The organism is Rhizorhabdus antheiae, assembly GCF_049889055.1.
Lineage (GTDB): Bacteria > Pseudomonadota > Alphaproteobacteria > Sphingomonadales > Sphingomonadaceae > Rhizorhabdus.
Window position 1 is genome coordinate 47,975 of the sequence record NZ_JBLTWO010000015.1, and the last position, 25,474, is coordinate 73,448.

Here is a 25,474-nt window from a genome sequence, read left to right on the forward strand (position 1 = left end):
CGTGTTCGGTTTCTCGCCTCTATGTCGACGCAAGATGAGTGAAGGTCAAACCCTCCCGCCCACCACCGACCGGATCGAGGCGATCGCCCGCGCCACGATCGCGCGCCTGCCCGCCGAATTCGCCCGCCATCTGGGCGATGTCGTGCTGAAGGTGGAGGAATTTGCCGACGACGCCACGCTCGACGAGATGGGCATCGAAAATCCGTTCGAACTGACCGGCCTTTACACCGGCCTGCCACTGGGGTCGAAGTCAGTCGACCATTCGGGCACCATGCCCGACATGATCCACCTCTATCGCCGCGCAATCCTCGACGAATGGGTCGAGACCGACGTCTCGCTGGAGGCACTTGTCGCACATGTCGTGATCCACGAGATCGGACATCATTTCGGTCTGTCCGATGCCGATATGGAAGCGCTGGAGGCGATGGCCGGCTGATGACGGCGCGGCTCGTCTTCGATCGGGTCGCCTGCCTGCGCGGCGACCGGCTGCTGTTCGAGGGGCTGAGCTTCGCACTGGCTGCGGGCGACGCAGCGCTGCTGACCGGGCCGAACGGGGCGGGCAAGTCGAGCCTGATGCGCCTGGCAGCGGGCCTCCTGCCCCTGTCCGCCGGCACGATCGATCACGAAGGGCGGATCGCCCATGCCGGCGAAGCCCCCGCGCTCGACATGCGCCTGCCGCTCGCAAGCGCGCTCGGCTTCTGGGCGGGCATCGACGGCAGCGACGAAACCGCCGTGCGCAGCGCGCTCGACCGGATGGGGATCGCCAACCTCGCCGAGGTGCCGGTGCACATGCTGTCGACCGGACAGCGCAAGCGCGCGACGCTGGCCCGCATCCTCGCGGCGCGCGCCGACATATGGCTGCTCGACGAACCGGGCAACGGCCTCGACACCGCCTCGCTCGGCAGGCTCGCCGCCGCGATGGCCGATCATCGCGCGGGCGGCGGAATCGTGCTGCTGGCGACGCATCAGCCGCTCGACCTGCCCGATGCGCTGCCGATCGAGCTGGGCAAGGCCACGGCATGAAGGGCTGGCTGGCCATCGTGCTGCGCGACGTGCGGACCGCCTATCAGGGTGGCGGCGCGCTGCTGCCGCTCGTCTTCTTCCTGCTGGTGGCAACGCTTTTCCCCTTCGCGGTCGGCCCCGACGGCGCATTGCTCGCCAAGGTCGGCGGCGGCGCGCTGTGGATGGCGGCGCTGCTCGCGGCGCTGCTGCCGGTCGACCGGCTGATCGCCCCCGACGCCGAACAGGGCGTGCTCGACCAGTTCGCGGTACGCGGCTTTTCGGACGAGGCCATCGCCGCCGGCAAGATCCTCGCCCACTGGCTGGGCTTCGGCCCGCCGCTGCTGCTGGCCGCCCTGCCCGCCGCAGCTCTGCTCCGTCTCGACGGCACGACGCTGCTGCGGCTCGAACTCAGCCTCGCCATCGGCACGCCCGCGCTCGCGGCTCTCGGGGTGATGACCAGTGCGCTGATCCTGGGCCTGCGGGGCGCGGGTGCACTCGCGGGCCTGCTGATGCTGCCGCTCGCGGTGCCGCTGCTCATCTTCGGCGCGGGCGCGCTCGGCCCCGACGGCATGGGCGCACTCAAGCTGCTCGGCGCCGCAGCGCTGCTGCTGACCGCGCTCGCCCCCTTCGCGGCGGGCGCCGCGCTCCGCGCTGCACGCGACTGATCGACCCAGGCTGGGTGGCAGGCCGCTCAGGCGGCGAGTGCCACCGACTGCTTCGAGAGCAATGCCAGCAACGATATACGGTTGAAGAACCACATCCGCTCGATCGCCAGGTCGCTGTACTTCTGGATCGTGTTCGAGAAGGTATAGGGCGTGTACCAGACATTGTGATCCGGATGGACCACTTCAACGAATGTCTGTGACTGACTGACGAAGTCGAAATGACGCGTCTGGCACTGATAGGCATCGGGCACCGATATCAGGAAACAATCCGCATCGATGGCCTGGAGCTGTGCCATGAACTCGGCGACATTGGGTACATGCTCGAGGACTTCGGGAACGAGCACGACGTCGTAGCGCTGGTCGATCTGGTCGAAGCTCGAGAAGAGCCGGCCCTTGGCATAAGGCGCAAGCTGTTCAAGGGCCTCGACATGGACGTCGAAGCCGTCGAGCATGGCGCAATAGGGCTCCAGCGCGAGATGAAGCGACGTTGCCGGATCGGTAATCGGCCAGTCGGCGCAACCGATATGCAGGACGCGCTTTCCCTCGCACAGATACCGAAAGACCTCGAGCCGGCCGAGTTCGGCGATCTCCTCGCTAACGGTCACGCGCTGCACGAAATAGGGCGAATGTTGCGCCTCCAGCGGGGACCCGCAGGCTGGCACGCCAGCGGCCTGCCGCCGCACCGGCGCGCGGCGTGCTTCAGGCGCTCGCGTCGCAGCGGGCTTCGGCGCGGCGGGTTTCGGTACCACGCCATCGGCTACGGCGACGACGTCCTGGCGATGCATGTCGTCATAGGCGTCGAGCGTCGATCCCCACAGCTGGTGCGCGTAGACGGGGTCGCTGCCGCCATAGCTCACACCCGAAAAATGCCGGGGGATGAAATAGTGGCTGGGGTAGATCCGCAGCGCCGAATATTGATATTTGCGGTAGGCGTCGGTCAACCGCTGCGGGCCGACGGTCTTCCACGCCATGTCGCCGACGACCGAGGGCTCGGCGGCGATGTCCGCGACGATCCGCCCGAGGAAGGCAGTACCGGCCTCGCTCCCGAAATAGCCGGCGGCGATCATACCCGGCCTGGCTATCTCATTCTCCCAGCATGCAAAGGCTTCGCAATCGAGCAGATGGTCGTCCAGCGGACGCACGCAGACGCTATCGGCATCGAGGACGATGCCGCCATGCCGGTGCAGGATTTCCCAGCGCATGAGGTCTGCGACGCCGTTGAGCTCACGCTCGTACATGTCGACCATGTGGCGCTGGTTGATCCATTCGATATCCTGCAGCTCGCGGTTGCCCCAGATACGCACCTGCCAGTCGGGATGCCGCGCGCGCCAGCTGTCTATGCAATTGTCGGGGCGCTTCGTTTCGTCACCGACCCATATGAAATGCATGATCTTCGGAATCATCGCGTCACCCTGTCTGTCGCCGCGCGTGCGGGCCCGGCCGGCCTTTGAAGACGAGAGCATCGGGATCGCCCAGGCCACTTCCGTGGCTAAGCAAAACAGGGTTAACAAACCGATAAGCAGCGCCCGAAACGCCTGCTCCTTTCCCCCGGAAAATGGTTAATCGATTTTTAAGTCGCGAAGGATAGCCACAAGCTGTCGGACAACGACTCCAGAGCGGACGGACGCACTGCGAGCGGAATTGCGAGAGATGCGATGAAATTCAATGTCGAGCAGAATCTGCGCAAAGCGCTCTCGTCAGCGCGCGCCGGCGACACCGCCGGGGCCGAAAAGATCTACCGCGATATCCTGGCCGCCTTCCCCGCCAACAAGCGTGCGCTGGCGGGGTTGCGCGAACTGTCGAACCCCTTCGCCGCCTGCTCCTACGAGCAAGGTCTCGAAGCCGTCCTTGCACTCTATGACCAGCGCCGCATGCCCGAGGCGCTCGACGCCATCCGGTCAATGCTCGACCTGTTTCCGAAGCGCTCCGACCTTCACAATCTGGCCGGTGCCATTCAAGGTGCCCTGAGCCTGTGGGAGGATGCACTGGCGAGCCACGGCGAGGCCATTCGCATCAATCCCGCAGATGGGGACGCGCATACCAACCGCAGCATCGCCCTTCTGCGCCTCCACCGTCTGGAGGAGGCCGCCGAGGCCAGCGACCGCGCCATAAAAGTCTCGCCGCGTTCGGCAGGCGCTCATTCCAACCGCGCCATGGTGCTGCGGCTGCTGGGACGTTCGGCGGAAGCCGCCGCCGGCTACGAACGGGCCGTCGAACTCGACCCGCATTCTGCCGAGCTTCGCTACAATCGGGGCAACCTGCTCCAGGATCTCGGCAAGCACCAGGACGCGATCGCCAGCTATGACGCGGCGATCGAGCTGAGACCAGGCTATGCGGCAGCCCATTGCAATCGCGGCAATGCCCAACGGAAGCTGGGTCTGCAATTCGAGGCGCTGGCGAGCTACGACGCCGCTATCGGAATCGATGCGGGCTTTTCGGAGGCTCACTCCAATCGGGGTATCGTCCTGCGCGATCTGAAGCGACGCGACGAGGCGCTGGAAAGCTGCGCACGGGCCGCAGCTCTCCAGCCCGATTCAGCCGCGATCCTCTACAACCACGCGACGATCCTGCAGGATCTGAACCGCCTGGAAGAAGCCGTATCGAGCTATGATCGCGCCATCCTGATCGAACCAGACCATCTCGATGCGCATGTCAATCGCGGCAGTGCGCTGATCGCGCTGCACCGGTTCGAAGAGGCGCTGCCAAGCTTCGTCAAAGTGGCGGAGCATCGTCCAGACGACGCCACGAGCCATTACAACCTCGCGAATGTCCTGCATCTTCTCCATCGCGCCGACGAAGCCGTCGCCTGCTATCGCAGCGCCGTTGCGCTGAAGCCGGACTATGCGGAGGCGCAAGCTCATCTGCTCTATCAGCGCGCGCGGATGTGCGCGTGGGACGAAGCCGAGGACAGCGCGGCGCTCTCCGTGATCAATGCCTCGGACGATGCGATCCCGCCCTTCTCCATGCTGGCGATCGAGGATGATGCCGAACGGCATCTGATGCGATCGAAGACCTGGGTCGGGAAGAACGTCAAAGGCCCCGGCCTCAGTTTCCCGCGCAAGCGGTCAAGCGATCCCCGCATCCGCATCGGCTATTTTTCGGCCGACTTCCATAACCACGCCACCATGCACCTGATGGCGAAGCTGCTGGAGCGGCATGATCGATCCCGCTTCGAGATTCACGCCTTTTCCTACGGCCTGATCAAGGACGGTTTCAGCGATCGCGCCGCGCGGGCTGTCGATGCGTTCCACGACGTCAGCGGCCTCGACGATCGGGCCATCGCCCAACTTGCCAAGGACCGGCAGATCGACATCGCGGTCGACCTGAAAGGGCATACCCACGAGGCACGGCTGGGCATTTTCTCCCACCGCCCGGCGCCCGTGCAGATCGCCTATCTCGGCTATCCGGGATCGACTGGCGCCAGCTTCATGGATTATCTCATTGCCGACGAGGTCGTGGTCCCGGAAACGCATAGCCAGTTCTACTCGGAGCAGATCATCCGCCTCCCCGGCTGCTATCAGGTCAACGACGACAGTCGCACGGTGCCCGAATCCCTTCACACCCGCGCGGAACAGGGCCTGCCGACCGAGGGCGTCGTCTTCTGCAGCTTCAACAGCAGCTACAAGATCAGGCCGCCGGAGTTCGCCATCTGGATGGACATCCTGCGACAGGTCGACGGCAGCGTGCTGTGGCTGTTGAGGGACAACCCATGGGTGGAGGCCAATCTGAAGCGCGAAGCCGCAGCGCGCGGCGTGGGTCCGGACCGCCTGATCTTCTCCGACAAGCTGTCGGTGACGGAGCATCTGGCCCGCCACCACTGCGCCGACATCTTTCTCGACAGCTTCAACTGCAACGCCCATACGACCGCCAGCGATGCCTTGTGGGCGGGCCTGCCGGTCATCACCAAGCTGGGCCAGAGCTTCGCCGCCCGCGTCGCAGGCAGCCTGCTCCATGGGCTGGAACTGCCCGAACTCGTCACCGAGACCGAGGCGGATTATGCCCGGCTGGCCATCGATCTTGCACGGCAGCCCGATCGCCTCGCCGCCATCAAGCAGAAGATCGCTGCAAATCGGCAAACGGCGCCATTGTTCGATACCGAAGCCTTCACCCGGAATATCGAGCGAGCCTATGAGCTCGCGCACCAGCGCCACCTCGACGGGTTGCGGCCTGCCCCTCTGACGATAGGTCGTGCAAACGACGAAAGCCGGAAACGCGCGGCCTGACCCGCCAGGAAGGCGGACCGACCTGATCCGGGCCCTGGGCGGGCCTCCGCGCTATACCCCGCCGACCTGGGGCCCGCCGACCTGAGTCAGCACGAAGGCATAGGCCTCGGCGTCCTCGCGCAGTGAGTCATAGCGGCCCGACTTGCCGCCATGGCCGGCGCCCATGTTGATCTTGAGCAGCAGCAGATTGTCGTCGGTCTTGGTAGCGCGGAGCCGCGCCGCCCATTTGGCCGGCTCCCAATAGGTCACGCGCGGGTCGTTGAGCCCGCCCGTGATCAGCATCGGCGGATAGGCTTTGGCCTCGACATTGTCATAGGGGCTGTAGCTGCGGATCAGCTCGAACGCCGCCGGATCGGTGATCGGATTGCCCCATTCGGGCCATTCCCCCGGCGTCAGCGGCAGGCTTTCGTCCTGCATCGTGTTGAGCACGTCGACGAAGGGCACATCGGCCACCACTGCGCCCCACAGGTCGGGATCGGTATTGGCAACGACGCCCATCAGCTCGCCCCCGGCCGACCCGCCGTTGATTGCGATTCGACCCGCGCTTGTCAGTCCGGCGTCGATCAGCCCTCGTGCGGCATCGGAAAAGTCGCGAAAGGTGTTCCAGCGCTGCTCGGCCTTGCCCTGCAGATACCAGTCATAGCCAAGGTCGTCGCCGCCGCGGATATGGGCGATGGCATAGGCCCAGCCGCGGTCGACCAGCGACAGCCGCACTGTGGAGAAGCCCGGCGGAATGGCGTGGCCATAGGCGCCATAGGCATAGAGGAACAGCTTGCCCGATCCGTCGCGCGGGAAGCCCTTGCGGTAGAGCACCGAGACGGGGATGCTCCGCCCGTCGCGCGCGGACACCATCAGCCGCTCGGTCTCATAAAGCGACGGATCATAGCCCGACGGTATGTCCTGCACCTTCAGCGTCGTCAGCTGCCGCACGACCGGATCATAATCATAGACCGTCTGCGGGGTGACCATCGACGCATAGCCGAGCCGATAGGCGGGCGGATCATATTCGGGGTTGCTGCCGGGCGACACGGTATAGCTCGCCTCGGGAAAGGCGATGCGATGCTCGCTGCCGTCATAGGCGCGCAGCCGGATCTGATCGAGCCCGTCGACCCGCTCGACCAGCATCAGGTGGCGGGCGAAGGCGGTGATGCCGCGAATATAGACCGCGTCCGATCCGGCGACGACCGTCTCCCAGTCGCCGGGTGCGGCGGGGTCCGCCTTCGCGACGCGGAAGTTCACATGCTCGTCATTGGTGAGGATCCACAGCGAGCCATGGGCGCTGTCGACCGAATATTCGCGCTTCACCTGACGCGGGCTGACCAGCAGCGGCGCAGCCGCAGGATCGTCGGCGGGGACGAGGCGCACCTCGCTCGTCTGGTTGTCGCCGGTCGCGACCACGATCCAGCGATCGTCCTGCGTCTTGCCGACGCCAACGTTGAAGCCGAGTTCCTCGGTCTCCTCATAGACGGTGACGGCCCCGGAAGGGTCGCTGCCCAACCGGTGGAGCCGTGCGCGATAGGTCCGCCAATTTTCGTTGACCTCGGTATAAACCAGACTGCGGGAGTCATTGCCCCAGGCTACTGCGCCGTTGGCGACAGTCGTGACCGTCTCGATATCGGCGCCCGTCGCGAGATCGCGGATGCGCAGCTCGAAGCGCTCGGCGCCGCTGCGATCGGCCGACCAGGCGGCCAGCCGCCCGTCGGGGCTGACGCTGAGCACCTGCAGGCGGAAATAGTCGTGGCCCTCGGCTTCGGCCGGCTCGTCGAGGATGACCTGCTCCTCGCCACCTGCGACGGGCTTGCGATACCAGACGCGATATTGGCCACCCGGACGGAAGGCCCACCAGTAAAGCCAGTCGCCGTCCTTCTGCGGCACACTGGCATCGTCTTCCTTGAGCCGCGCCTTCATCTCGGCGAAGAGCGTCTCGACCAGCGCCTCGTGCGGCTGCATCGCCGCCTCGAAATAGGCATTCTCCTCGCGGAGATAGGAGAGCACGTCGGGATCATCGATCACCGGATATTTCTGGTCCTTCAGCCAGAACCAGGGATCCTCGATCGTCTGGCCGTGCCGCGTATAGGCATGCGGCCGCTGTGCGGCGACGGGGGGCGGTGGCAGCATCGACATCAGGCTCCGGTCGGCATCAGCGCGTCGAGCGCCGCACGCTGGGCATCATAGACGGCCTGGAGCCGCACCGCCGCTTCGGTGATCGCATCGGCTGCGGCGACATTGCCCGCCGTCACCGCCGCCTCGCGACGACGGTCGAGCTCGGCCATCGCCTCGGCAACGGGCGTCCGCGACGAATCGAGACTGCTATAGCGTTGCTGCGCCGCGACCCAGGCCTCGCTGCCTGCCTCCTGCTGCAGCCCCGAGGCGATTCCGGCCCCCTCCTTGGAAAGGCTGTCCCGGAACGCCGCATCGGCCGCGTCGGCCCGAGCCACGATCGCGGCGATATCGGCCGAGGCCGGCAGCGGCGCGGGCGTCGATTCGGGCGCGGGCGGCACCGGATCGGCCTTGAGCACTTCCCGCTCGATCGGGCGGGGCGAGAGCGATGGATAGCCGGTACGCGGGTCGGCGCAGGCGGACAGCGCGAGCACGGCCAGCAAGGCCGACGCGGACGGCGCCGGGAAACGGCGAAAAGCGGGGCTGAACATGGCGCCGGGTCTAGGCCGCGCAGAAAATCTGCGCAACGGGGTTGCGCCCGACGAAATCCCCCACTAGATGCCCCTCCCACAGCGCGCCCGTAGCTCAGCTGGATAGAGCATCAGACTACGAATCTGAGGGTCGGACGTTCGAATCGTTCCGGGCGCGCCAATTTCTTCCCGATATCCAGAACGCCCTTTCAGGCTTTGTGCATCGTCCGATGCTACATGGCGTGCGTCCTCATGCGCTCGGTTGAGGACGACCTGCTGATCTTGCGGGCCCAGCTTCGCCGTCCGCTTACAATACCCCATTAACCCAATCTTTCCCCCCGCCATGCCATGGCGATCTCCATGCGTTGGGTGAGGATGTTCGAGGACTGGCTTTCCGGCCTCCGGTCGCGGCAGTGGACGCGCAACAGCAGCGCCATGCTCGGCGGGCTTGCGGCCATAAGCCTGTTGGGCGGTGCCATCGTCGTCGCAGCGCTCGTGGCCCGGCTCGACACCGACGCGGCCGAGCACAGCCACGCCACCGCGAGCGGCGTGGTGTCCTCGCTGCTCCACGCGCAGGCCAGCAGCGCCTATAGCAACGGACGCTGGGACGATGCGACGCTTCATCTCTACGGTACCCTCGACCAAACCTGGGCGCGCAGCAACATCAGTGGCGATTATGTCGCTTATGTGATCGACGCGCGGGGGCGGACGCTGTTTTCGCGGCGCGCCGACGGCACGGTCGACCCACCGCTTGCCGAGGCTGCGCCTGCGGCGGTGCGGGCTATGCTCGCAAAGCTGCCCCGCGATGCCCGCACGGCGGACCGGCTGAGAGAGGGTATCGCCTTCTTCGACCACTATCGGGGCCAGCCCGCCGTTTTCGGCGTTATGCCGATCATCCCGCTCAGTGCAAAGGCGGCCCGCCCACGCGGGGCGCTCCGATATCTGATCTATATCGACACATTGACTCCGTCGGGCATGACCATTTTCGCAAAGCGCTACCAATTGGCAGGTCTGCGGACCGACGGGATCGACGCGCCATCCTCCTTCCCCTTGGACAATATCCATGGTGAGGCGGTGGCATCGATTGCCTGGACGCCCGAGCATCCGGGCAGCGCGGGGCTGAAGGCGATCCTGCCCATTCTGATCCTGATCGCAGGCGCGATTGCGGGGCTCACCTGGGCGCTCGACCGCATCATGCGCCGGCAGCAGGCCCAGCTCGCAGCGAGCAACGAACAATATCAGGCGATGGCGCGCGAGGCCGAAAGCGCGGCGGTCCGGGCCGAGCTGGCGCGGCGCGAGGCCGACATATCGCGCAGCCGCGCCGAAGCGGCGGCGCAGTCGGAGGTACGCGAACGCGAACGCTCCGCCGCCGCGCTCAAGCAGGCCGCGCGCTCGACGGGCATGGACCTGCAGGCGCATCTGGTTGCACTGGTCGAGGATCTTGCCCGGCTGGCAGGGCAGCTCGACGAGACTGCGGATGCCGCCTGGGCCGCGACCCTGGCACAGGAAAGCCATGCCGGCTGGGTCGGCGCCAAGAGCGCCAATGCCGCCGCCGCGCTGGACGAGGTGCTGAGCGCCACCGCCGGGATGGCGAATGCGGTCCAGTCGATCCGCCGCGAAGTGGAGAGCACCCGCGACGCGGTCGCCTCCGCCGCGCGCCATTCTTCGGAAACCGCGATCGGGAACGAACAGCTGCTGTCGCATGTCGACGGGATCGGATCGGCCTCGGACGCGATTCTGACCGTTACCAAGAAGACGCGGCAGCTGGCCGTCAACGCGGCGATCGTTGCGGCCCACGGCCAGAGCGCGCATGACGGATTCTCGGTCATCGCGCGCGAGATCAAGACCCTGTCCGAAAATAGCCGCCTGTCCGCCGGGCAAATCGCCGAACGGCTCAAGGCCGTCACGGAATCGGTCCACCGCAGCGTCGATGCCAGCCTGAGCATCGACACCGACCTTCAGGACATCCTCCAGTCGATCAGCGCCACCGACGCCGCCGTGCGCGTGCATGAGGTTGCCGGTGAGGCGATCTGCGAACGGGTCGAACATGCGCAGCGGGAATCGCACGCGGTCGGCGGGCTGGTGCGCGAGATGACCGATTCGATCGCCCATGTTCGCGCCAGTGTGCGCCTGACGCGCGAAGTCAGCGCCTGTGTGCGCGAGCGCGTCGAACTGCTCGAGAAGGCGCTCGGTAAGGCGGTATCGGAACTGATGGCCGCCTGACGGAACGCCCGCCCCAAGAGTATCGGGCAAAAAGAAGCCCGCCGGAGTTAACCGGCGGGCATAGGGGGAAACCGGAAGGGGGAATAAACCGGTTGGAGGCCAAACGCCCTGTGCGGCGTCTGGTTCCGCGCGACCCCATAATTTTCAGATTCTCTTCAGAGCGCCGGATCGTCGCGGTCCTGCGCGCCTCCCGAGGCGCCATCTGGAGCGATGAAACTGATCTTGCCGTTGGTTTCGAGGATCGCCCAAGCGACGTCCTTTATCCGGGCATAGCCTGCCAGCCGCATCTCGCTCTCGATCTCAGCCTCGGTCAGACGGTCGCGCCGCAGATTGTCGGCCAGCAATTCACCATGGCGGATGACCACGCGCGGCTCGCCCCCCAGCAGCTTCTCCGCCGCAGGAATCGCCGAATTGACCGTCATGTCGCGCCACAGGCTGGGCTCGACGCTTCGTTCCGATCGCTCGCGCGTAGGGGCAAGCTGCTGTCCGACGCAGAGCAAGACCGGCTGGAAACAGCCGACCGCGCAATTGCCGATGTGATCACTATGGACGACACCGCCCCTGGCGAACGCACCGGCCGGACCGGAACCCACAGCTATCGGCCAACCAGTCGCAACATGACAAGTGAACGAGCAATAACCATGCGTAATAAAATTACGTTATATAACATGATATGCAGTCCACGCAACATATACGAGAATGAATAAGCATCTATAGAATTGGGAACCAAATTATCGTTTCTCCATGATAACGAAATCTGCCTGTTTCTCTGCCTGTTTCATTGCATCCATTCACGCCACTTCACGAAAATTCAGTATGTTGCACATTTGCAACGGTCGCGATCTTCAATGAATCCATGGGAAACCTTTGCACCAGCGGCAGGTTCTACATCGCGTCCCGGCCGTCGTCGGGGGTGCCCAGCGTTTAGGGCTGTCGATTGGAGAAAATGGAATGAAGTTCGCAGTCATTGCCGCCGCCCTGGCAGCAACCCTCAGCACCGCCGCCTTTGCTCAGGACCGCTCGCCCGACGGCAGCGAGCCGGCCGTGAGCATCGAGCCCTATGTCGGCATTCTCGGCGGCTATCATAATTTCGACCGCGCCAGCGAGTTCGGTACCGTCGGCCCGCGCGGCAAGATGGACGGCGCCCTCGTCGAAGGCGTCGCGGGCGTCAATGTTCCGTTCGGTCCGATCTTCGTCGGCGTCGAGGGCAATGCCGCCAAGGGCTTCAAGGACATCGATTGGGAATATGGCGTGAAGGGCCGCGTCGGCATGCGCGCCGGCCAGAGCGGCCTGATCTACGTCTCGGCCGGCTATCAGTGGGTCAATGGCCGCCGCGGTTTCTCCGACCAGAAGGATTGGATGTACGGCGTGGGCGTCGAAGTCGGACCGAAGGAAATCGGTCTGGGCGGCGTTTTCGGCGAGGCCGGCCCGCGCATCCGTCTGCAGGCGGACACCTACGACTTCGACAGCATCCGTCCGATGGCGGGTCTCGTCTTCGCCTTCTGATCCCGGTCGGAAGTCGCATGAACAAGGGCTTCGGCATCGCTGCCGGGGCCCTTTTTCATGGACGGATCATTTCGCTGATTCCGGGGCTGTCGCCGACCGGGCGGCAAGAGTCACCACCTCGCCCGGCGCATCGCGCAGACGGATCGTCCATGTGTCGCCCACGGGCTTCGGAACGCGCAGCGTGTCGCCGGTGAAGCCTTCTGCAATGGTCAGCGGATTGCCTTTGCCAGACCCGATCGACTGGATCAGGAAGAGCCGCTCCCCCTTCACGACGCATGGCCCGGCCCCGGCGCAATCGACCGAAATGATCCGGGGAAGCCGCGCGAGGATCGCCAGCGGCTGCCAGTCGCTCGGTCCGCTCTCCCGTACCACGCGGAACTGCAGCGGACCGAAAGCGGCCGGCCCTAGCTTCGCCGGATCGAGCGCGGCCACCAGCACGTCATTGCCCTGGATCTGAAGGTAGGGCCCTGGGACCAGATCGATATGCGTTTCCTCGTCGGTCGTGGCGACCTCGATGCGATCCTTGGCGGTCAGACGGGGCCCCTCGTTCAGCCGCGCGGAGAACACCATCTGACCAGTGTCGGGCAGAAGCTGGTCGCCTTTGGTCGTCAGTGCGATCGCCCCCGACGAATTCCCAATCTTCAAAGTCCGCTGGAGCAGCGAGATGCCGGGCCGCGCGGCCTCGAAAGCCACCGATGCCGACAGGGTGCGCCCGTCCTTCAGGCGCACGCGCGCTCGCGAGGTGCCGTCTTCGAGCGGGCCGCCCTCTTCGGCGGCGATGGTCAGCCGGTCGACATCGCCATCCCTGCGCAGGGCCATCGGGCGCAGTTCGCGATCGCCCAGCGAGACGCGCTCCACCTGGTCGAGCCTCTGCCCCGACAAGATGCCGAAGCGATCGCCCTGATGGATCGTCAGACCATCGAGCCGGCTCGCCTGGGCATAGGCGCGCACCGAGAGACTGGCCGGTTCCGCCATCCCCAGCTGTCGCAGTTCGACCGTCAACAGTCCCGGCCGCATGTCCTTCAGCGGCAAGGTAAGACGCAGTCGCCCCTGATCGGTGACGGTGGCATCGACCGGCAGAGCGGGATCATTGCCACGGCGGACCGATGCACTGGCGACGCAGGCCGGCGAAGGCCCCTCCAGTTCGAGGGGGTTGTCCCGCCCGGAGACCAGGCTCGCCGGCTCTCCCGCCACCCGCCAATCGCCGGCTGCCGGAAACTCCAGCCTGAACGCAGGCCCCTCATAAGGGTCGAACCCCCACAGGCCGTGCAGCCGCGCGGTCAGCTTGCCCGTCAATCCTCCGGGCACGGGTCCATCGATCAGATAGCCGCCCTTGTCGGCCCGTGCGCGGACGGGAACGTCCACCGTCCCGCCCGGCGCTTCGATCCGCAGCTCCATCTCGCGCAGATAATCGGTGGCATAGATCAGCGGCGCGCCATCGACGGGAAGCAGCAGATCGGACCGGGCACCGCACAGCGGGCGGTCGACCGCTGCACGCAGGCGGGGCGGGCTGTTGGCTTCGATTGCGGGCATGCCGGCAACCAGCACCGAGCGCGGTTTTGCGAAGGAAGGCGCCGCATTCAGCAATAACGTCACGGCCTCGCCCTGGCGCTGGGCCAGGCTGGGCAGATAATCGAGCTGGGGATTGCTGAACGCCCCGAACACGCGGGCAATGTCGCGGACGACGCCGATATAGGGGCTGTAATAGCCCATCCCGGCTTCCCGTGTGGAACTGAGCTGGAGGGCGAGGTCGACCGGCGCGCCGGCAAGCGTCTCGGTCAATGACGAGCTATGGACGTCCGCGAGGACCAGCGCCTCGCGATGTTCGAGCAGGCAGGCCGCCTGCAAATCGATCACCTTGTCGAGGCAGTCGGCGTTGAGCTTCATCGACAGGCTGCGGGCCAGCATCGGCGCTACGCTGCGCAGATATTCGGGGTGACTGTTCTCCTGCGCGCGGATAGCGCCCATGAAGCTGTCGAGCCGGGCGCGATCGAGCGACGCCTGATTCAAATCCTGGGTGGCCCGAACGAACTCGCCCGGCTTGCCCCGCACCGCATCGCCGATCGCCCCCGCCGCACCACCGCTTTCGGGCACGAGGAAGAGGACCAGTTGACGCGCGCCCTTGGGCACGGTCAGATCGAGCTGGCGGTCCTTCTCCTTTTTCTTCCACGGTTCGGCCGAGGCGATCCAGTCCCTGGCGGGGGGATTGGTCGCGCCTTGTAGAAAAGCCGAGACGAGCAGGAAACGGGCGCGCTGGTCGGTCGGGAAGTCGGCCGAGACGCGGATCCGGTCGCCCTCCTCCAGGCTGGGTACCTGCGCGATCGGCAAGGTCACCGCGCCGCGCGTCACACTGATCCGCAGCGCCGGCCCCGCCAGATCGAAGGGGGCCGGTTCTGCCGTCTGCGCGGCGCCGGGCAGGAGCAGCGCACCCGCCGCCGCCAATCCGCTCAAGGGCGCAGAAAGCCAACGCCGGTGCCGTTTCGAAGCCATGGCTGCTGTAATGGAGCATGGTCGCGCCGGGTCAAGCCGCAGCGCCGGCCGTCCGCCGCCTCGTACAAGGCAGGGCGTTCCGAACGGCGGACGATCCGCCGTGATCGCCGCCTGGTCGGAAAACTGCGGCAAGCCTTGGCAAGAAGGTCGTACGGGGATAGTTCGGTCGGACCAGATAGAGCCTTCCGTAGGAGCCACGATTTTTCGATGCGGAAGCTGATGTCCATCCTGCTGCGGATCGAGACCGCCATCGCGCTGCATGTCGCCTGGGTGCTGGTGTTCGTCGTCCCTTTGCGCGTCACCCGCCGATTGTTCGGCGCGATGGAAGCGCCCGGCGACGGCGACGGGGCCATGGCTCCTCCGCAAGGCAAGCCGTTCGAGCGCGCGAAGGATATGGCGCGCCGCCTGCGCCGCGTGGCGGACCGGCTCCCCTGGCACAGCACCTGTCTCGTGCGCGCCGTCGCAGGACAGATGTTGCTGACGCGCCGGGGAATAGGCAGCGGCTCGATCCGCTTCGGCGTGCGCAAGCAGGACGGCAAGCTCGAAGCCCATGCCTGGCTGCTGCTGGGCGGCGTCGCCCTGATCGGCGGCGAGGAGGCCGAGGGCTATCTTCCCCTGGCGGACCTCGGCCATGGAAGCCCCGCCTCCGGCCAAGGCTAGGGCATGCGCAGGCGATCGATCGCGTGGTGGACCGCGCTGGCGGGCGCCTTACTGGCGGTCGGCATTGCCGCCAGCTGGACGGTTGGATGGCGCCTGTCGCGCGGCGAGCGATGGCCGATACCCCCGGCCCGCGCGCCGGCACAGGATCTGCGCCTGCGAACCAGCGACGCCCTGTCGATCGCTGCGACATATCGGCCCGGCCGTTCACCCGCAGGTCCAGCCGTGCTGCTGCTCCATGCCAAGGGGCAGTCGCGGCAGTCGATGGCCGCGCGCGCCGAATGGCTGGCCCGTCTCGGCTATGCCTCGCTCGCGATCGACCTTCGCGGGCATGGCGAGTCCGACCTGGCGACCCGCACCAACGGCTATACCGAGGCGCTCGACGCCCAGGCGGCCTTCGCCTGGCTGAAGGCGCGGCAGAAGGGCGCTCCGGTCGCAGTGCTCGGGATTTCGCTCGGCGGAGCCGCCAGCCTGATCGGTGAAGCCGGCCCCCTGCCGGCCGATGCGCTGATTCTCCAGGCGGTCTATCCCGACCTGCGGAACGCCATCCGCAACCGTATCGCGCAGCGCCTGCCCGCTCCCCTGCCCGCGATTCTCGAACCGATGCTCAGCCTGCAGACGCCGATTCGGATCGGCGTCCCGCCGTCCCGCCTGTCCCCGCGGCAAGGCCTTTCGCGCTTCAATGGACCCGTACTCGTGATGGGCAGCACCGGCGACGAGTCGACGACAGCGGCGGAAACCCGCGACCTTTTCGCCGCCGTGCGCGGCGACCGCAGCCTCTGGCTGGTCGAGGCCGGCGACCATGCCGCGATGTGCGACCTCGACGACGGCCTGTATCGGGCCGTCCTCGCCTCCTTCCTGCACCGCACGATCGGAGACCCAAAAGGCCTTCAGACAGAAGAGTAATCGTTAATAGACAGTGAATGAGCGTACATGTCCTTATGGTCGTATCGACCAAAAAGTCGATCTCGACGATATGAGGACTGTGGCCATCCCCCTCGTGCCACAACTTTCTGGTGCTCCGCCCGCCTAACCTTCCAGCATCCTCCTAGGGCGGAGCACCTCTTTTTCCGTTTTCTCCCGCGAACAGAGTGATCACGGAGCGACATTTGTCGCCTCCTCGCTCGCACGCGATGTCCGGTATCGAACCTGGACAGATGATTGTCCGCCGCTCGATGCGGTATGGAATGATCGCCGCTGACTATATCCCCCGCTTGTCCGAAGCAGCCGAGGGCATCAACCTCGGGCTGGCGGCGGGCGTGACTGCGCGTCGAAAAGGATATCGAGGAAAGGCTGGCGAGGGCCTCCCTGCGTTCATGCGGCGGTTCAGCAGGTCAATAGCGGCGAGCAGATTTCGAAACTATCTGACGGGATCGGCCGGGCATAGGAGGCACAGGGGTGCTCGGATCGCTCTGCGCTGGAGCCCCTGGGGGAGGCTTTTCGTCCAGCTTTTCAATGGTCGGGGCGACAGGATTCGAACCTGCGACCCCCAGACCCCCAGTCTGATGCGCTACCAGGCTGCGCTACGCCCCGACCAAGGCTGCGCGCTTTAGGAGGGTCGAAGCGTCTTGGCAAGCGCCCGGTTGCCACTTCCATGCGGAACGTGATAGGCGCGCGCCACTTCGAGGCCATTTTTCGGCCCTTTCTCTTTCCGGGATGCCAGACACATGTTCGCTTCTCCCGCCTATGCCCAGGCCGCCGGTGCGGCTCCTGCCGGTGGCGTCGCTTCCTTTCTGAGCTTCGCGCCGCTGATCTTCATCTTCGTGATCTTCTATTTTCTGCTCATTCGTCCGCAACAGAAGAGGATGAAGGAGCATCGCGCGATGATCGACGCGGTGAAGAAGAACGACATGATCGTCACCGGCGGCGGCATCGTCGGCAAGGTCACCCGCGTCGACGAGGGCGAGGTCGAGGCCGAAATCGCCCCGAACGTCCGGATCAAGCTGATCAAGGGCACAATTTCCGAAGTCCGTCCGGCCGGCGCCGGCAAGCCCGCCAACGACTGATCCCACCATGCTCGATTTCCCGCGCTGGAAAATCTGGTCGATCTGCCTCGCGCTCGCGATCGGCGTATTGATCTCGATCCCGACCTTCATTCCCGAATCGGTGGCGCAGCGCTGGGGCATCGGCAGCATGCCGCGCGTCAATCTGGGCCTCGACCTTTCGGGCGGCAGCCATCTGATGCTCGAGGCGGACACCACCGACCTCGCCAAACAGAATCTGATCCGCATGGAAGAACTGGTCCGCACCGAGATGCGCCGGGCCGACCCGCCGATCGCGATCGGCGACATTTCGACGACGGGAGGCCGCCTCTCCTTCTTCGTTCGCGACGGAGCGCGCGTCGATGCTGCGGTCGAGCGGCTGCGGACGCTGACCCAGCCTTCGGGCATGACCGGTCAGCGCGACTGGAACGTCCAGGTCGTCGATTCGACCCGCGTGGTGCTGACCCCGACCGAGGCCGGCCTCGCCCAGGCCACCGACGCCGCGATGCAGGTCGCAACCGAAGTCGTCCGCAAGCGCATCGACGAGATGGGCACCCGCGAACCGACGATCATCCGTCAGGGCGCGGAGCGCATCGTCGTCCAGGTTCCCGGCCTCCAGGATCCCGCGGCTCTGAAGGCACTGCTCGGCAAGACCGCCAAGCTCGAATTCAAGCTGGTCGACCTGACCGCCAACCCGCAGGACGTCGCCCAGGGGCGCGCACCGGTGGGCAGCGAAATCATCCCCTATCCCGACAACCCTTCGGGTGTCCCGCTGATCGCGGTCAAACGCCGTGCGATGCTGACCGGCGACGAACTGATCAATGCACAGCTCAGCTATAATCAGCAGACCAACGAACCGGTCGTGTCGATCACCTTCAACAGCGAAGGCGGCCGCAAATTCGCGCGCGTTACGCAGGAGAATGTGAACAAGCCCTTCGCGATGATCCTCGACGGCAAGGTGCTGTCGGCGCCGAACATCAATGAGCCTATCCTGGGCGGTCAGGCGCAGATTTCGGGCCGCTTCACCACCGACAGCGCCAACGAACTCGCCATCGCGCTGCGCTCGGGCAAACTGCCGGTCGCGCTTAAGGTGGTCGAGGAGCGTACCGTCGGCCCCGATCTCGGCGCCGATTCGATCCGCGCCGGCACGATCGCCAGCGCGATCGCCGCCATCGCCGTCGTGATCTTCATGTTCGTCAGCTATGGCCGCTTCGGCTTCTATGCCGACCTCGCCGTGGTCATAAACATCTTCGTGATCCTCGGCGTGATGGCGCTGCTCAACGCGACGCTCACCCTGCCCGGCATCGCCGGCTTCGTGCTCACCATCGGTACGGCGGTCGACGCCAATGTGCTGATCAACGAGCGCGTCCGCGAGGAACTCCGGCGCGGCCGATCGCCCACCCAGGCGGTCGAGCATGGCTATAAGGAAGCCAGCCGCACCATCTTCGAAGCGAACGTGACCCATGCCATTGCCGGCATCATCATGTTCCTGCTCGGCTCGGGCCAGGTAAAGGGCTTCGCGGTCGTGCTGCTGATCGGCATCGCCACCTCGGTCTTCACCGCCGTCGTCTTCACCCGCATGCTGGTAGCGCTGTGGCTGCGTCGCACGCGCCCCGCGTCCCTCCACATCTGATCGGAAACAGTGCCATGCGTCTGCTGAAACTGGTTCCCGACAATACCAATATCGGATTTGTCCGGCTCCGCTTCGTCGCCTTCATCCTCACCGCGCTGCTGACCGTCGCCGCCATCGGCGCGGTCGCCACGCGCGGGCTCAACATGGGCGTCGACTTCGTCGGCGGCCTGATGATCGAGGCGAAGTTCTCGACCCCGCCCTCGCTCGACGCGGTGCGCAGCAATATCGACGCGCTCGGCGTTGGCACCAGCTCGCTCCAGCAGTTCGGCGACCCGGGCACGATCTCGATCCGCCTGCCGGTGCCGGAGAGCAACGATCCGGGCGCGACCAACGCCGTGGTCAACAAAGTATCGGCCTCGCTCAAGGGCCAGTTTCCGGGGGTCGTCTTCACCCGCACCGACACCGTTTCGGGCAAGGTTTCGGGCGAGCTGATCCAGAATGGCGTGCTCGCTGTCGTCCTCGCCGTGTTCGGCATCGCGGTCTTTTCCTGGCTGCGCTACGAATGGCAGTTCGGTGTGTCGACCTTCGTCGCGATCGTCCACGACGTGCTGATGACGCTGGGCTTCTTCGCGGTGACCCAGCTCGAGTTCGACCTGAACATCGTCGCGGCGGTGCTGACGATCGTCGGCTATTCGATCAACGACAAGATGGTCATCGACGACCGCATCCGCGAAAATATGCGCAAGTTCCGGCAGATGGACATGAAGGCGCTGATCGACCTGTCGGTCAACGAGACGCTGCCGCGCACGGTCATGACCTCGGTCACCGTCTTCCTCGCGCTCGGCGCGCTGCTGCTGTTCGGCGGCCATGTGCTGCGTGGCTTTGCGGCTGCGATGCTGCTGGGCGTCGTCGTCGGCACCTATTCGTCGATCTACGTCTCCTCCTCGCTGCTGATCAGCCTCGGCCTCCAGCCGCTGCGCATCGCCAAGCCGCAGTCCGGACGCCCCGAAGCCGAGCGCGTCGGCCCCTGAGGCGCGGGCGATGGTGACCTTCGATCGCGAGGAAGCGCCGGGAGGGCCGACGATACGCGGCTTTTCCGGTACCGCCTTCCGCGTTCAGGACCGGATCGTTCCCGGCGGGCTGTGGCTGACGCCGGACAATGCGGTCGACTGGTCAGCGCCGGCCATCGCCGATCTCCGCGCTTCGCATGTCGCGGCGCTGATCGACACCACCCCGCCCCCCGAATTTCTGCTGCTCGGCACCGGCCCGGCAATCGTCCGGCCGAGCCCGGCCTTCGTCGCGGAGATCGAGGCGCGGGGCTATGGCGTCGAGGTGATGGACAGCCGTACCGCCGCACGCGCCTGGAATGTGCTGCGCGGTGAGGACCGCTGGATCGTCGCGGCGCTGATGCCGCTCTGACCGATCAGCGGCGCGCCGCGACCAGCCCCGACAGATGATCGAACAGCGCCGCGCTGTTCCTTTCCCATGTGAAGTCAGCGACGGTCGAGCGAACGACAGCAGGGTCGGGCTTCTCGGCCAGCATTTCTGCAATCCCGGCGGCCAGGGCCTCGGCCGTGCGATCGACGATCCGGCCGGCCTCGGGGCGCAGCACCACATCCCGCGCGCCACCGACATCGGTGATCACGACCGGTGTGCCGCAGGACAGCGCCTCGACCCAGACATTGGCAAGTCCTTCCGACGCCGAAGCCAGCGCCATGACGTCCGCTGCCGACAGCAGCGCCGGCAAATCGGCATGGGGCAAGGCACCGAGAAGGCGCACCCGATCCTCCAGGCCGGCGCTCGCGATCCGGCTCGCCAGCCGGTCTCGATCAGGCCCCTGGCCGGCGATCAGCAGAGTGACGCCGGGCAAGGCCGTCATAGCCTCGATCACGAGATCATGCCCCTTGAGCGGGATGAGGTTGCCGATGACCACCACCAGCGGTCCATCGACGCCGAGGGCAGCCTTCGCCTCCCCGCGCGGCATCGGTGCGAACAGGCTCTGGTCGACCCCGGTGTGGTGAACGCGAATCCGGTCGGCGGGAAGGCCGAGCGCGATCATGTCGGCGCGCAGCGCAGCCGAGACCGCGAGCATACCGTCCGCCGCCCGCCCCGCGCGAACGATCTGGTCGCGACAGCCCTTCTGCCGCCCCCAGAAATGAATGTCGCTGCCGCGCGCCTTGATCGACACGGGCACCCCGAATCGCTTCCCCAGCGCGATCGCGGCCGGCCCATCCGGGTAGAAGAACTCGGCATCGATCACATCGAATGCGAAATCGCGCCGGATCCGCGCGAGCAGCGGCGCGACGGTCCGGCCCAGGCTCCACGGGTTGATCCGTCCCCCCACGCCCGGAACGGTCGGGAAGCGCGGCCGATAGACGTCGACCGCGTTCCGCAGTTCGCGTTCGGGCAGGTCGACCACCGTGCGATAGGCCGACAGCCAGCGCCCGGCACCGAAAGGCGGCACCGCAAAGGGCGCGACCACTCTCACCTCTACGTCGTTCCTCGACGCGAGCGCCAGCGTCTGGCGTTCGACGAAACCGCCGAAGCCGGGTCGCGCGTCGCTGGGGTAGAGGCTGGACAGGGTCAGAACGCGAAGCATCGCCCCTTCTTAGCGTCTCGGCACGGCGTTGCAGCCCTCCTTTGTCGCGCCCATTGCGGCGGCTGCGATTGCCCCCTAAAGAAGCCAGCCTATGCTGCGTAAAGTCCTCCGTCCGATCGCGTTGCTGGCAGCCGCCGCTTCCCTCATTCCGTTGGCCGGCTGCGCCACCGGCAAGAACAAGGGCGACACCAAATATGTCGCCCGCGATGTGGACACGCTCTACAACGCGGCGAAGGAACGGCTGGACCGGCACCAGTACAAGCTCGCTGCCGCGCTGTTCGACGAAGTCGAGCGCCAGCATCCCTATTCGGTCTGGGCGCGCCGCGCCCAGCTGATGAGCGCCTTTTCCTATTATCTGGCCAAGCAATACACGCCGGCGATCGCCTCGGCCCAGCGCTTCATCTCGATCCACCCCGGCAATCGCGACGCGCCTTACGCGCTCTACCTGATCTCCATGGCCTATTATGAGCAGATCCAGGACGTTACGCGCGACCAGAAGCTGACCCAGCAGGCGCTCGACGCGCTCAACGAACTGATCCGCCGCTACCCCGATTCGCGCTACGCCGCCGATGCCCGGGTGAAGGTCGACCTGGTGAAGGATCACCTCGCCGGCAAGGAGATGGAGATCGGCCGCTTCTACCAGCGTCGCGGCGACTGGCTTGCCTCGGTGATCCGTTTCCGTGCGGTCGTCGATCAATATGACACGACCAGCCACGCGCCCGAGGCGCTGATGCGGCTGACCGAAAGCTATCTGGAACTGGGCGTGCCTGCGGAAGCCGAGCGCACCGCCGCCGTGCTGGGCGCCAATTATCCCGGCAGCAAATGGTATGAGCACGCCTACAAGCTCGTCCAGAAGTCCGCAAAAGAGGGCTGAAGCCCGTGCCGCCGCCGGGCCGTCAAGGCGCCCGGCGGATAGCCGCAGTGGCGGCATCATCATTTCGTTAACCACCTCTCCCGTATGACGAATCTGCCGGATTTCTCCGGTTTGGAACACTCGGGATTTCGCTGATTCGATGACGCGCGCAGCATCCAGCCTCTCCGGTGACGAAGTCGCCGCGCTGATGGACGAGCTCGGCGATATCTCCTTCGACCAGAAGGAGGTCGCGCCGCGGTCCAAAGTGAGCCAGATGCGCGACGTCGAGCTTTATCAGCTTGGCCAGCGCAAGGACCGCCCGGCGGCCCATCTGGTCCATCTCGAGCGAATGAACGAGCGTGTCGCCCGGCGCCTGCGCGACGTGATCGAACCGATCGCGCAGACCCGCAGCCGCGTCGAGGCCAACCCGCTCGAAACCCGGCGCTTCGACGAGTGGCAGCGCAACCAGGCCGATTATATGAGCCTGAGCCTGTTCCGCATCCGCCCCGGCAAGGGCATGATGATGATGGTGATGGAGCCCGGCTTCATCGCCAACATGGTCGACGCCTTCTACGGCGGTACCGGCAGCGGGCTCGCGGCGAAGTCCGGCGAGTTCACCCCGTCGGAGCAGCGCCTGCTGAAGCGGATCGTCGCGGGCATCGCCGACGTGCTTACCAAGAGCTGGGGCGAGACCTATCCGCTCGAATTCGAGCTCTCGACCCACGAAACCAACGCCGCCTTCGTCAACATGGTCCGCGCCGACGAAGCGGTGGTGGTGCAGAGCTTCACGGTCAAGCCCGGCCTGGCCAAGTCGACCCGCATCGAGATCCTCTATCCGCTGTCGATGCTGCAGCCGATCGAGGATGAGATCGCCGCGCGGGCTCAGGCCGGCCCCGCCGCCGAAGACAGCGAGTGGCAGGACAAGCTGTTCTCCGCCCTCGAGAACGTCTCGCTGCCGGTCCGCTCGGTTCTGGCGCGCCCCGAAATCACCGTTGCCCAGCTGCTCGCCCTGAAAGCCGGCGACGTCATCCCCATCACCCTGTCGCAGACGGTTCCCCTGCTGGTCGGCAATCGGCGTTTCGCCGAAGGCACGATCGGCGAGCAGGACGGCCGGGCCGCGATGATGATCGAGACCATCAACAAGGAAAGCCTGAGATGAGCGATATGTCCGATGTTCCCGTGGTCCCCGGGAGCGCCGAGCTGTCGATGCCAGCCAACCTCCGCCTGCTGTCGGATATCCCGCTGCGCCTGTCGGTCGAGGTCGGCAGCACATCGCTGCGGCTGGCCGAACTGATGGAGCTGAATGCCGGCAGCGTGGTCGAGCTGGACCGCCAGGCGAACGAGCTGCTCGACATCATGGTCAACGGCACGCTCGTCGCGAAGGGCGAGGTAGTGACAGTGAACGGAAAGTTCGGGATAAGGGTCGTCGATGTTGTCGCCGCCGACGCGCGGCTCTCGGGAATCGAACGCCGACAATGATGACGGATTACCTGTTGCGGTTGCTGCTGCTCGTTCCCCTGGTGGGCGGGCTGGCTTATGGTTCGCTGTGGCTGTGGCGAAAGCTCCAGCCCGGCATGGCGATCGGCAACAGGGAGAGAACGCTCAAGGTGATCGACGCGATCCCGATGGGCGCGACCGGACGCCTCGCCGTGGTCGAATTCGCCAACCGCCACATCCTCATCTCGGTATCGCGCGGACGCATCGAAAAGATCGCCGAAGCACCGGCCGACGGTGCCTTCGTCCTGCCGGACGATATTTAGGGGGTGATCAGCCGTGGCCGACGCTCGACGGTAGAAAATCACCCGACGGGAATGCCCGATTAACTAAATTTCGGCGCCATGTGCTTCTTCGTCCATCGTCAGCACTGGGTAATGGCTTAGCTTCTGCCAATCTTCATACAGAAGTAAGTGCGATCACCGGACACATTTCTCGCCGCCTCCGAGAAATTGGTATATAATCTGATCCGAGCGGCAGGTGTTAGCATAAGCATCAAGCCTGACCTCGTTCTTACCGAAAAGGCAAATTGCCTCCACCTCTCAGCCATCAGTCGGCGAAATAGTTAGATGCGGTAAAGATCTTGGCATTGCGCTTGCCCAGTGCAGGGGTGCAGAGGGATTATGGAACAGGAGCCGGTTGCTTTGATGAGAGTTCTGGCATTAGCGCTGAGCTGGGTAGCGATTGTTAATTCAGTTCCGAGCGCGGCGCAGGCTGTATCTTGGGGCGCTATCACGGTGCCGGAGCATACCGACGGCTGCGAGTTGCATATTTTCCCCGCACAATCCCCGAAGGTGACGGACGCAACCCAGTCGCCATTTTTAGGTTTGCTCCCCGAACTGATGAATGAATGGTTTGCTGTAAAAAATCCTGCGGCAATCCAACAATTCATGGCTTCCGCCGCCTCTTTGCCATTTCAGATCGAATTTTTACGACAGATTGATTACTCGAAAACACTTAAAGGAGCGGGGAGAATTGTCCTAGTTCACGACAAACCTCTCCCGGATTTTGTTAGAACGGGTACGAAAGAATTTTTAGAAGATATCAAAAAAAGACCCCGTGAATCATCAGATTCATCGAGCGAATGCTACGAAGAAATTATTTTGACGGTACAAAATTACACAAAATCTACGATTAAAAGCAACGTAAAGAATGGGTTTATTTATCGTAAGTTTTCCGGCGACATCCCTACGTATGCGGAATTTGGAGCATACGGTCGGTCAGTTCCGACCTTTCCACCCAAAAATGACAAAGAATTAGCATCATCCGTAGACGAATTACGGGCGGTTTATCGCGACAATATTATGAGAATACTCACCGAAAGCGCCTTAACGAAGATCAATGAAAAATCTTGGGGGAAGATCAATCAGTAACAAGGGAATCAAAATCCCCTTATTTTTGCTTAAGGTCATACCGATACGACACTCGACAGTAGTGCACGCGGGACGAGCGTTCATCACTATGGGCAGATGCCTGAGTAGCTAAAATCGCGCCGGTTGCTGGCGGAATCCTCTTTAGAGCCTACAGGCCAAGAGGAGCCGATTACGCTTACCGGGGGGGGGGGGGGGGGGGGGCGG

At 65.0% G+C, this 25,474-nt stretch carries 23 protein-coding genes and 2 tRNA genes; 18 read left to right on the forward strand and 7 right to left on the reverse strand.

Annotated features, from left to right (window positions below):
* The first annotated feature begins 34 nt into the window (after positions 1-34).
* The 3 genes from ACNI3R_RS19560 to ACNI3R_RS19570 are packed head-to-tail and all read left to right on the forward strand — an operon-like array spanning position 35 to position 1,667.
* Positions 35-436: a metallopeptidase family protein gene (locus ACNI3R_RS19560; RefSeq protein WP_426186622.1), complete on the forward strand. Its 402-nt coding sequence runs from the start codon at positions 35-37 to the stop codon at positions 434-436.
* A complete protein-coding gene (gene ccmA / locus ACNI3R_RS19565; RefSeq protein ID WP_426186625.1) occupies positions 436-1,023 on the forward strand; it encodes a heme ABC exporter ATP-binding protein CcmA in 588 nt (195 codons plus the stop codon). Before ACNI3R_RS19560 ends, ccmA begins: the two co-directional genes overlap by 1 nt.
* Positions 1,020-1,667 (forward strand): heme exporter protein CcmB, encoded by a 648-nt coding sequence (locus ACNI3R_RS19570; protein WP_426186628.1) that lies wholly within the window; start codon positions 1,020-1,022, stop codon positions 1,665-1,667. The genes ccmA and ACNI3R_RS19570 overlap by 4 nt, the downstream gene beginning before the upstream one ends.
* 26 nt (positions 1,668-1,693) lie before the next feature.
* Here ACNI3R_RS19570 and ACNI3R_RS19575 read toward each other — a convergent pair whose 3' ends face one another.
* Positions 1,694-3,070 (reverse strand): glycosyltransferase, encoded by a 1,377-nt coding sequence (locus tag ACNI3R_RS19575; protein ID WP_426186631.1) that lies wholly within the window; start codon positions 3,068-3,070, stop codon positions 1,694-1,696.
* 252 nt (positions 3,071-3,322) lie between these two features.
* Here ACNI3R_RS19575 and ACNI3R_RS19580 point away from each other — a divergent pair, with 252 nt between their 5' ends.
* Positions 3,323-5,890, forward strand: a complete 2,568-nt coding sequence (locus ACNI3R_RS19580) for a tetratricopeptide repeat protein (protein ID WP_426186634.1) — start codon at positions 3,323-3,325, stop codon at positions 5,888-5,890.
* A gap of 51 nt (positions 5,891-5,941) precedes the next feature.
* On the opposite strand, the gene ACNI3R_RS19585 is transcribed toward ACNI3R_RS19580, so the two are convergent.
* A complete protein-coding gene (locus ACNI3R_RS19585; RefSeq protein WP_426186638.1) occupies positions 5,942-8,014 on the reverse strand; it encodes a S9 family peptidase in 2,073 nt (690 codons plus the stop codon).
* The gene (locus ACNI3R_RS19590; protein WP_426186641.1) at positions 8,014-8,541 is read right to left on the reverse strand and encodes a hypothetical protein; all 528 of its coding nucleotides are present in this window, start codon (positions 8,539-8,541) and stop codon (positions 8,014-8,016) included. The genes ACNI3R_RS19585 and ACNI3R_RS19590 overlap by 1 nt, the downstream gene beginning before the upstream one ends.
* Positions 8,542-8,624: 83 nt before the next feature.
* Here ACNI3R_RS19590 and ACNI3R_RS19595 point away from each other — a divergent pair.
* Positions 8,625-8,701 (forward strand) — tRNA-Arg (locus ACNI3R_RS19595).
* A gap of 179 nt (positions 8,702-8,880) precedes the next feature.
* A complete protein-coding gene (locus ACNI3R_RS19600; protein ID WP_426186644.1) occupies positions 8,881-10,743 on the forward strand; it encodes a methyl-accepting chemotaxis protein in 1,863 nt (620 codons plus the stop codon).
* A 155-nt stretch (positions 10,744-10,898) separates the two neighbouring features.
* On the opposite strand, the gene ACNI3R_RS19605 is transcribed toward ACNI3R_RS19600, so the two are convergent.
* Complete coding sequence (locus ACNI3R_RS19605) at positions 10,899-11,336, reverse strand: DUF421 domain-containing protein (RefSeq protein WP_426186647.1); 438 nt, start codon at positions 11,334-11,336, stop codon at positions 10,899-10,901.
* A gap of 358 nt (positions 11,337-11,694) precedes the next feature.
* Between ACNI3R_RS19605 and ACNI3R_RS19610 the strand changes: the two genes are divergently transcribed.
* Positions 11,695-12,249: an opacity protein gene (locus ACNI3R_RS19610; RefSeq protein ID WP_426186650.1), complete on the forward strand. Its 555-nt coding sequence runs from the start codon at positions 11,695-11,697 to the stop codon at positions 12,247-12,249.
* 66 nt (positions 12,250-12,315) lie between these two features.
* Here the strand turns inward: ACNI3R_RS19610 and ACNI3R_RS19615 are convergent, their stop codons facing one another.
* The gene (locus ACNI3R_RS19615) at positions 12,316-14,739 is read right to left on the reverse strand and encodes a hypothetical protein (protein WP_426186653.1); all 2,424 of its coding nucleotides are present in this window, start codon (positions 14,737-14,739) and stop codon (positions 12,316-12,318) included.
* Between the two features lie 207 nt (positions 14,740-14,946).
* Between ACNI3R_RS19615 and ACNI3R_RS19620 the strand changes: the two genes are divergently transcribed.
* Together ACNI3R_RS19620 and ACNI3R_RS19625 are read left to right on the forward strand one after the other, a co-directional pair.
* Positions 14,947-15,399 carry a lasso peptide biosynthesis B2 protein gene (locus ACNI3R_RS19620; RefSeq protein WP_426186656.1) on the forward strand — a complete coding sequence of 151 codons (453 nt, stop codon included), beginning with the start codon at positions 14,947-14,949 and terminating at the stop codon, positions 15,397-15,399.
* A 3-nt stretch (positions 15,400-15,402) separates the two neighbouring features.
* A complete protein-coding gene (locus ACNI3R_RS19625) occupies positions 15,403-16,302 on the forward strand; it encodes an alpha/beta hydrolase (RefSeq protein WP_426186659.1) in 900 nt (299 codons plus the stop codon).
* 550 nt (positions 16,303-16,852) lie between these two features.
* Here ACNI3R_RS19625 and ACNI3R_RS19630 read toward each other — a convergent pair.
* Positions 16,853-16,929, reverse strand: a tRNA-Pro gene (locus ACNI3R_RS19630).
* Between the two features lie 134 nt (positions 16,930-17,063).
* On the opposite strand from ACNI3R_RS19630, the gene yajC reads away from it, so the two are divergent.
* From yajC to ACNI3R_RS19650, 4 genes are read left to right on the forward strand one after another with little or no spacing between them, the layout of a single operon-like run.
* The gene (gene yajC / locus ACNI3R_RS19635) at positions 17,064-17,402 is read left to right on the forward strand and encodes a preprotein translocase subunit YajC (RefSeq protein WP_296621487.1); all 339 of its coding nucleotides are present in this window, start codon (positions 17,064-17,066) and stop codon (positions 17,400-17,402) included.
* Positions 17,403-17,409: 7 nt separating this feature from the next.
* Positions 17,410-19,011 carry a protein translocase subunit SecD gene (gene secD / locus ACNI3R_RS19640; protein WP_426186663.1) on the forward strand — a complete coding sequence of 534 codons (1,602 nt, stop codon included), beginning with the start codon at positions 17,410-17,412 and terminating at the stop codon, positions 19,009-19,011.
* Positions 19,012-19,025: 14 nt separating this feature from the next.
* The gene (gene secF, locus ACNI3R_RS19645; RefSeq protein WP_426186666.1) at positions 19,026-19,982 is read left to right on the forward strand and encodes a protein translocase subunit SecF; all 957 of its coding nucleotides are present in this window, start codon (positions 19,026-19,028) and stop codon (positions 19,980-19,982) included.
* 10 nt (positions 19,983-19,992) lie between these two features.
* Positions 19,993-20,370 (forward strand): MTH938/NDUFAF3 family protein, encoded by a 378-nt coding sequence (locus tag ACNI3R_RS19650; RefSeq protein WP_426186669.1) that lies wholly within the window; start codon positions 19,993-19,995, stop codon positions 20,368-20,370.
* Positions 20,371-20,374: 4 nt separating this feature from the next.
* On the opposite strand, the gene ACNI3R_RS19655 is transcribed toward ACNI3R_RS19650, so the two are convergent.
* Complete coding sequence (locus ACNI3R_RS19655) at positions 20,375-21,550, reverse strand: glycosyltransferase (protein WP_426186672.1); 1,176 nt, start codon at positions 21,548-21,550, stop codon at positions 20,375-20,377.
* A gap of 91 nt (positions 21,551-21,641) precedes the next feature.
* Here ACNI3R_RS19655 and ACNI3R_RS19660 point away from each other — a divergent pair, with 91 nt between their 5' ends.
* From ACNI3R_RS19660 to ACNI3R_RS19680, 5 genes are all read left to right on the forward strand, one after another.
* Positions 21,642-22,424 carry an outer membrane protein assembly factor BamD gene (locus ACNI3R_RS19660; protein ID WP_296621495.1) on the forward strand — a complete coding sequence of 261 codons (783 nt, stop codon included), beginning with the start codon at positions 21,642-21,644 and terminating at the stop codon, positions 22,422-22,424.
* Between the two features lie 139 nt (positions 22,425-22,563).
* Entirely contained in the window at positions 22,564-23,562 is a 999-nt protein-coding gene (locus ACNI3R_RS19665) for a flagellar motor switch protein FliM (protein WP_426186675.1), read from the forward strand.
* Positions 23,559-23,882: a flagellar motor switch protein FliN gene (fliN, locus tag ACNI3R_RS19670; protein ID WP_296621500.1), complete on the forward strand. Its 324-nt coding sequence runs from the start codon at positions 23,559-23,561 to the stop codon at positions 23,880-23,882. Before ACNI3R_RS19665 ends, fliN begins: the two co-directional genes overlap by 4 nt.
* Complete coding sequence (locus ACNI3R_RS19675; protein WP_426186678.1) at positions 23,879-24,163, forward strand: flagellar biosynthetic protein FliO; 285 nt, start codon at positions 23,879-23,881, stop codon at positions 24,161-24,163. Before fliN ends, ACNI3R_RS19675 begins: the two co-directional genes overlap by 4 nt.
* A gap of 357 nt (positions 24,164-24,520) precedes the next feature.
* On the forward strand, positions 24,521-25,270 hold the full coding sequence (locus tag ACNI3R_RS19680; RefSeq protein WP_426186681.1) for a hypothetical protein: 750 nt from the start codon (positions 24,521-24,523) through the stop codon (positions 25,268-25,270).
* Positions 25,271-25,474: the final 204 nt, after the last annotated feature.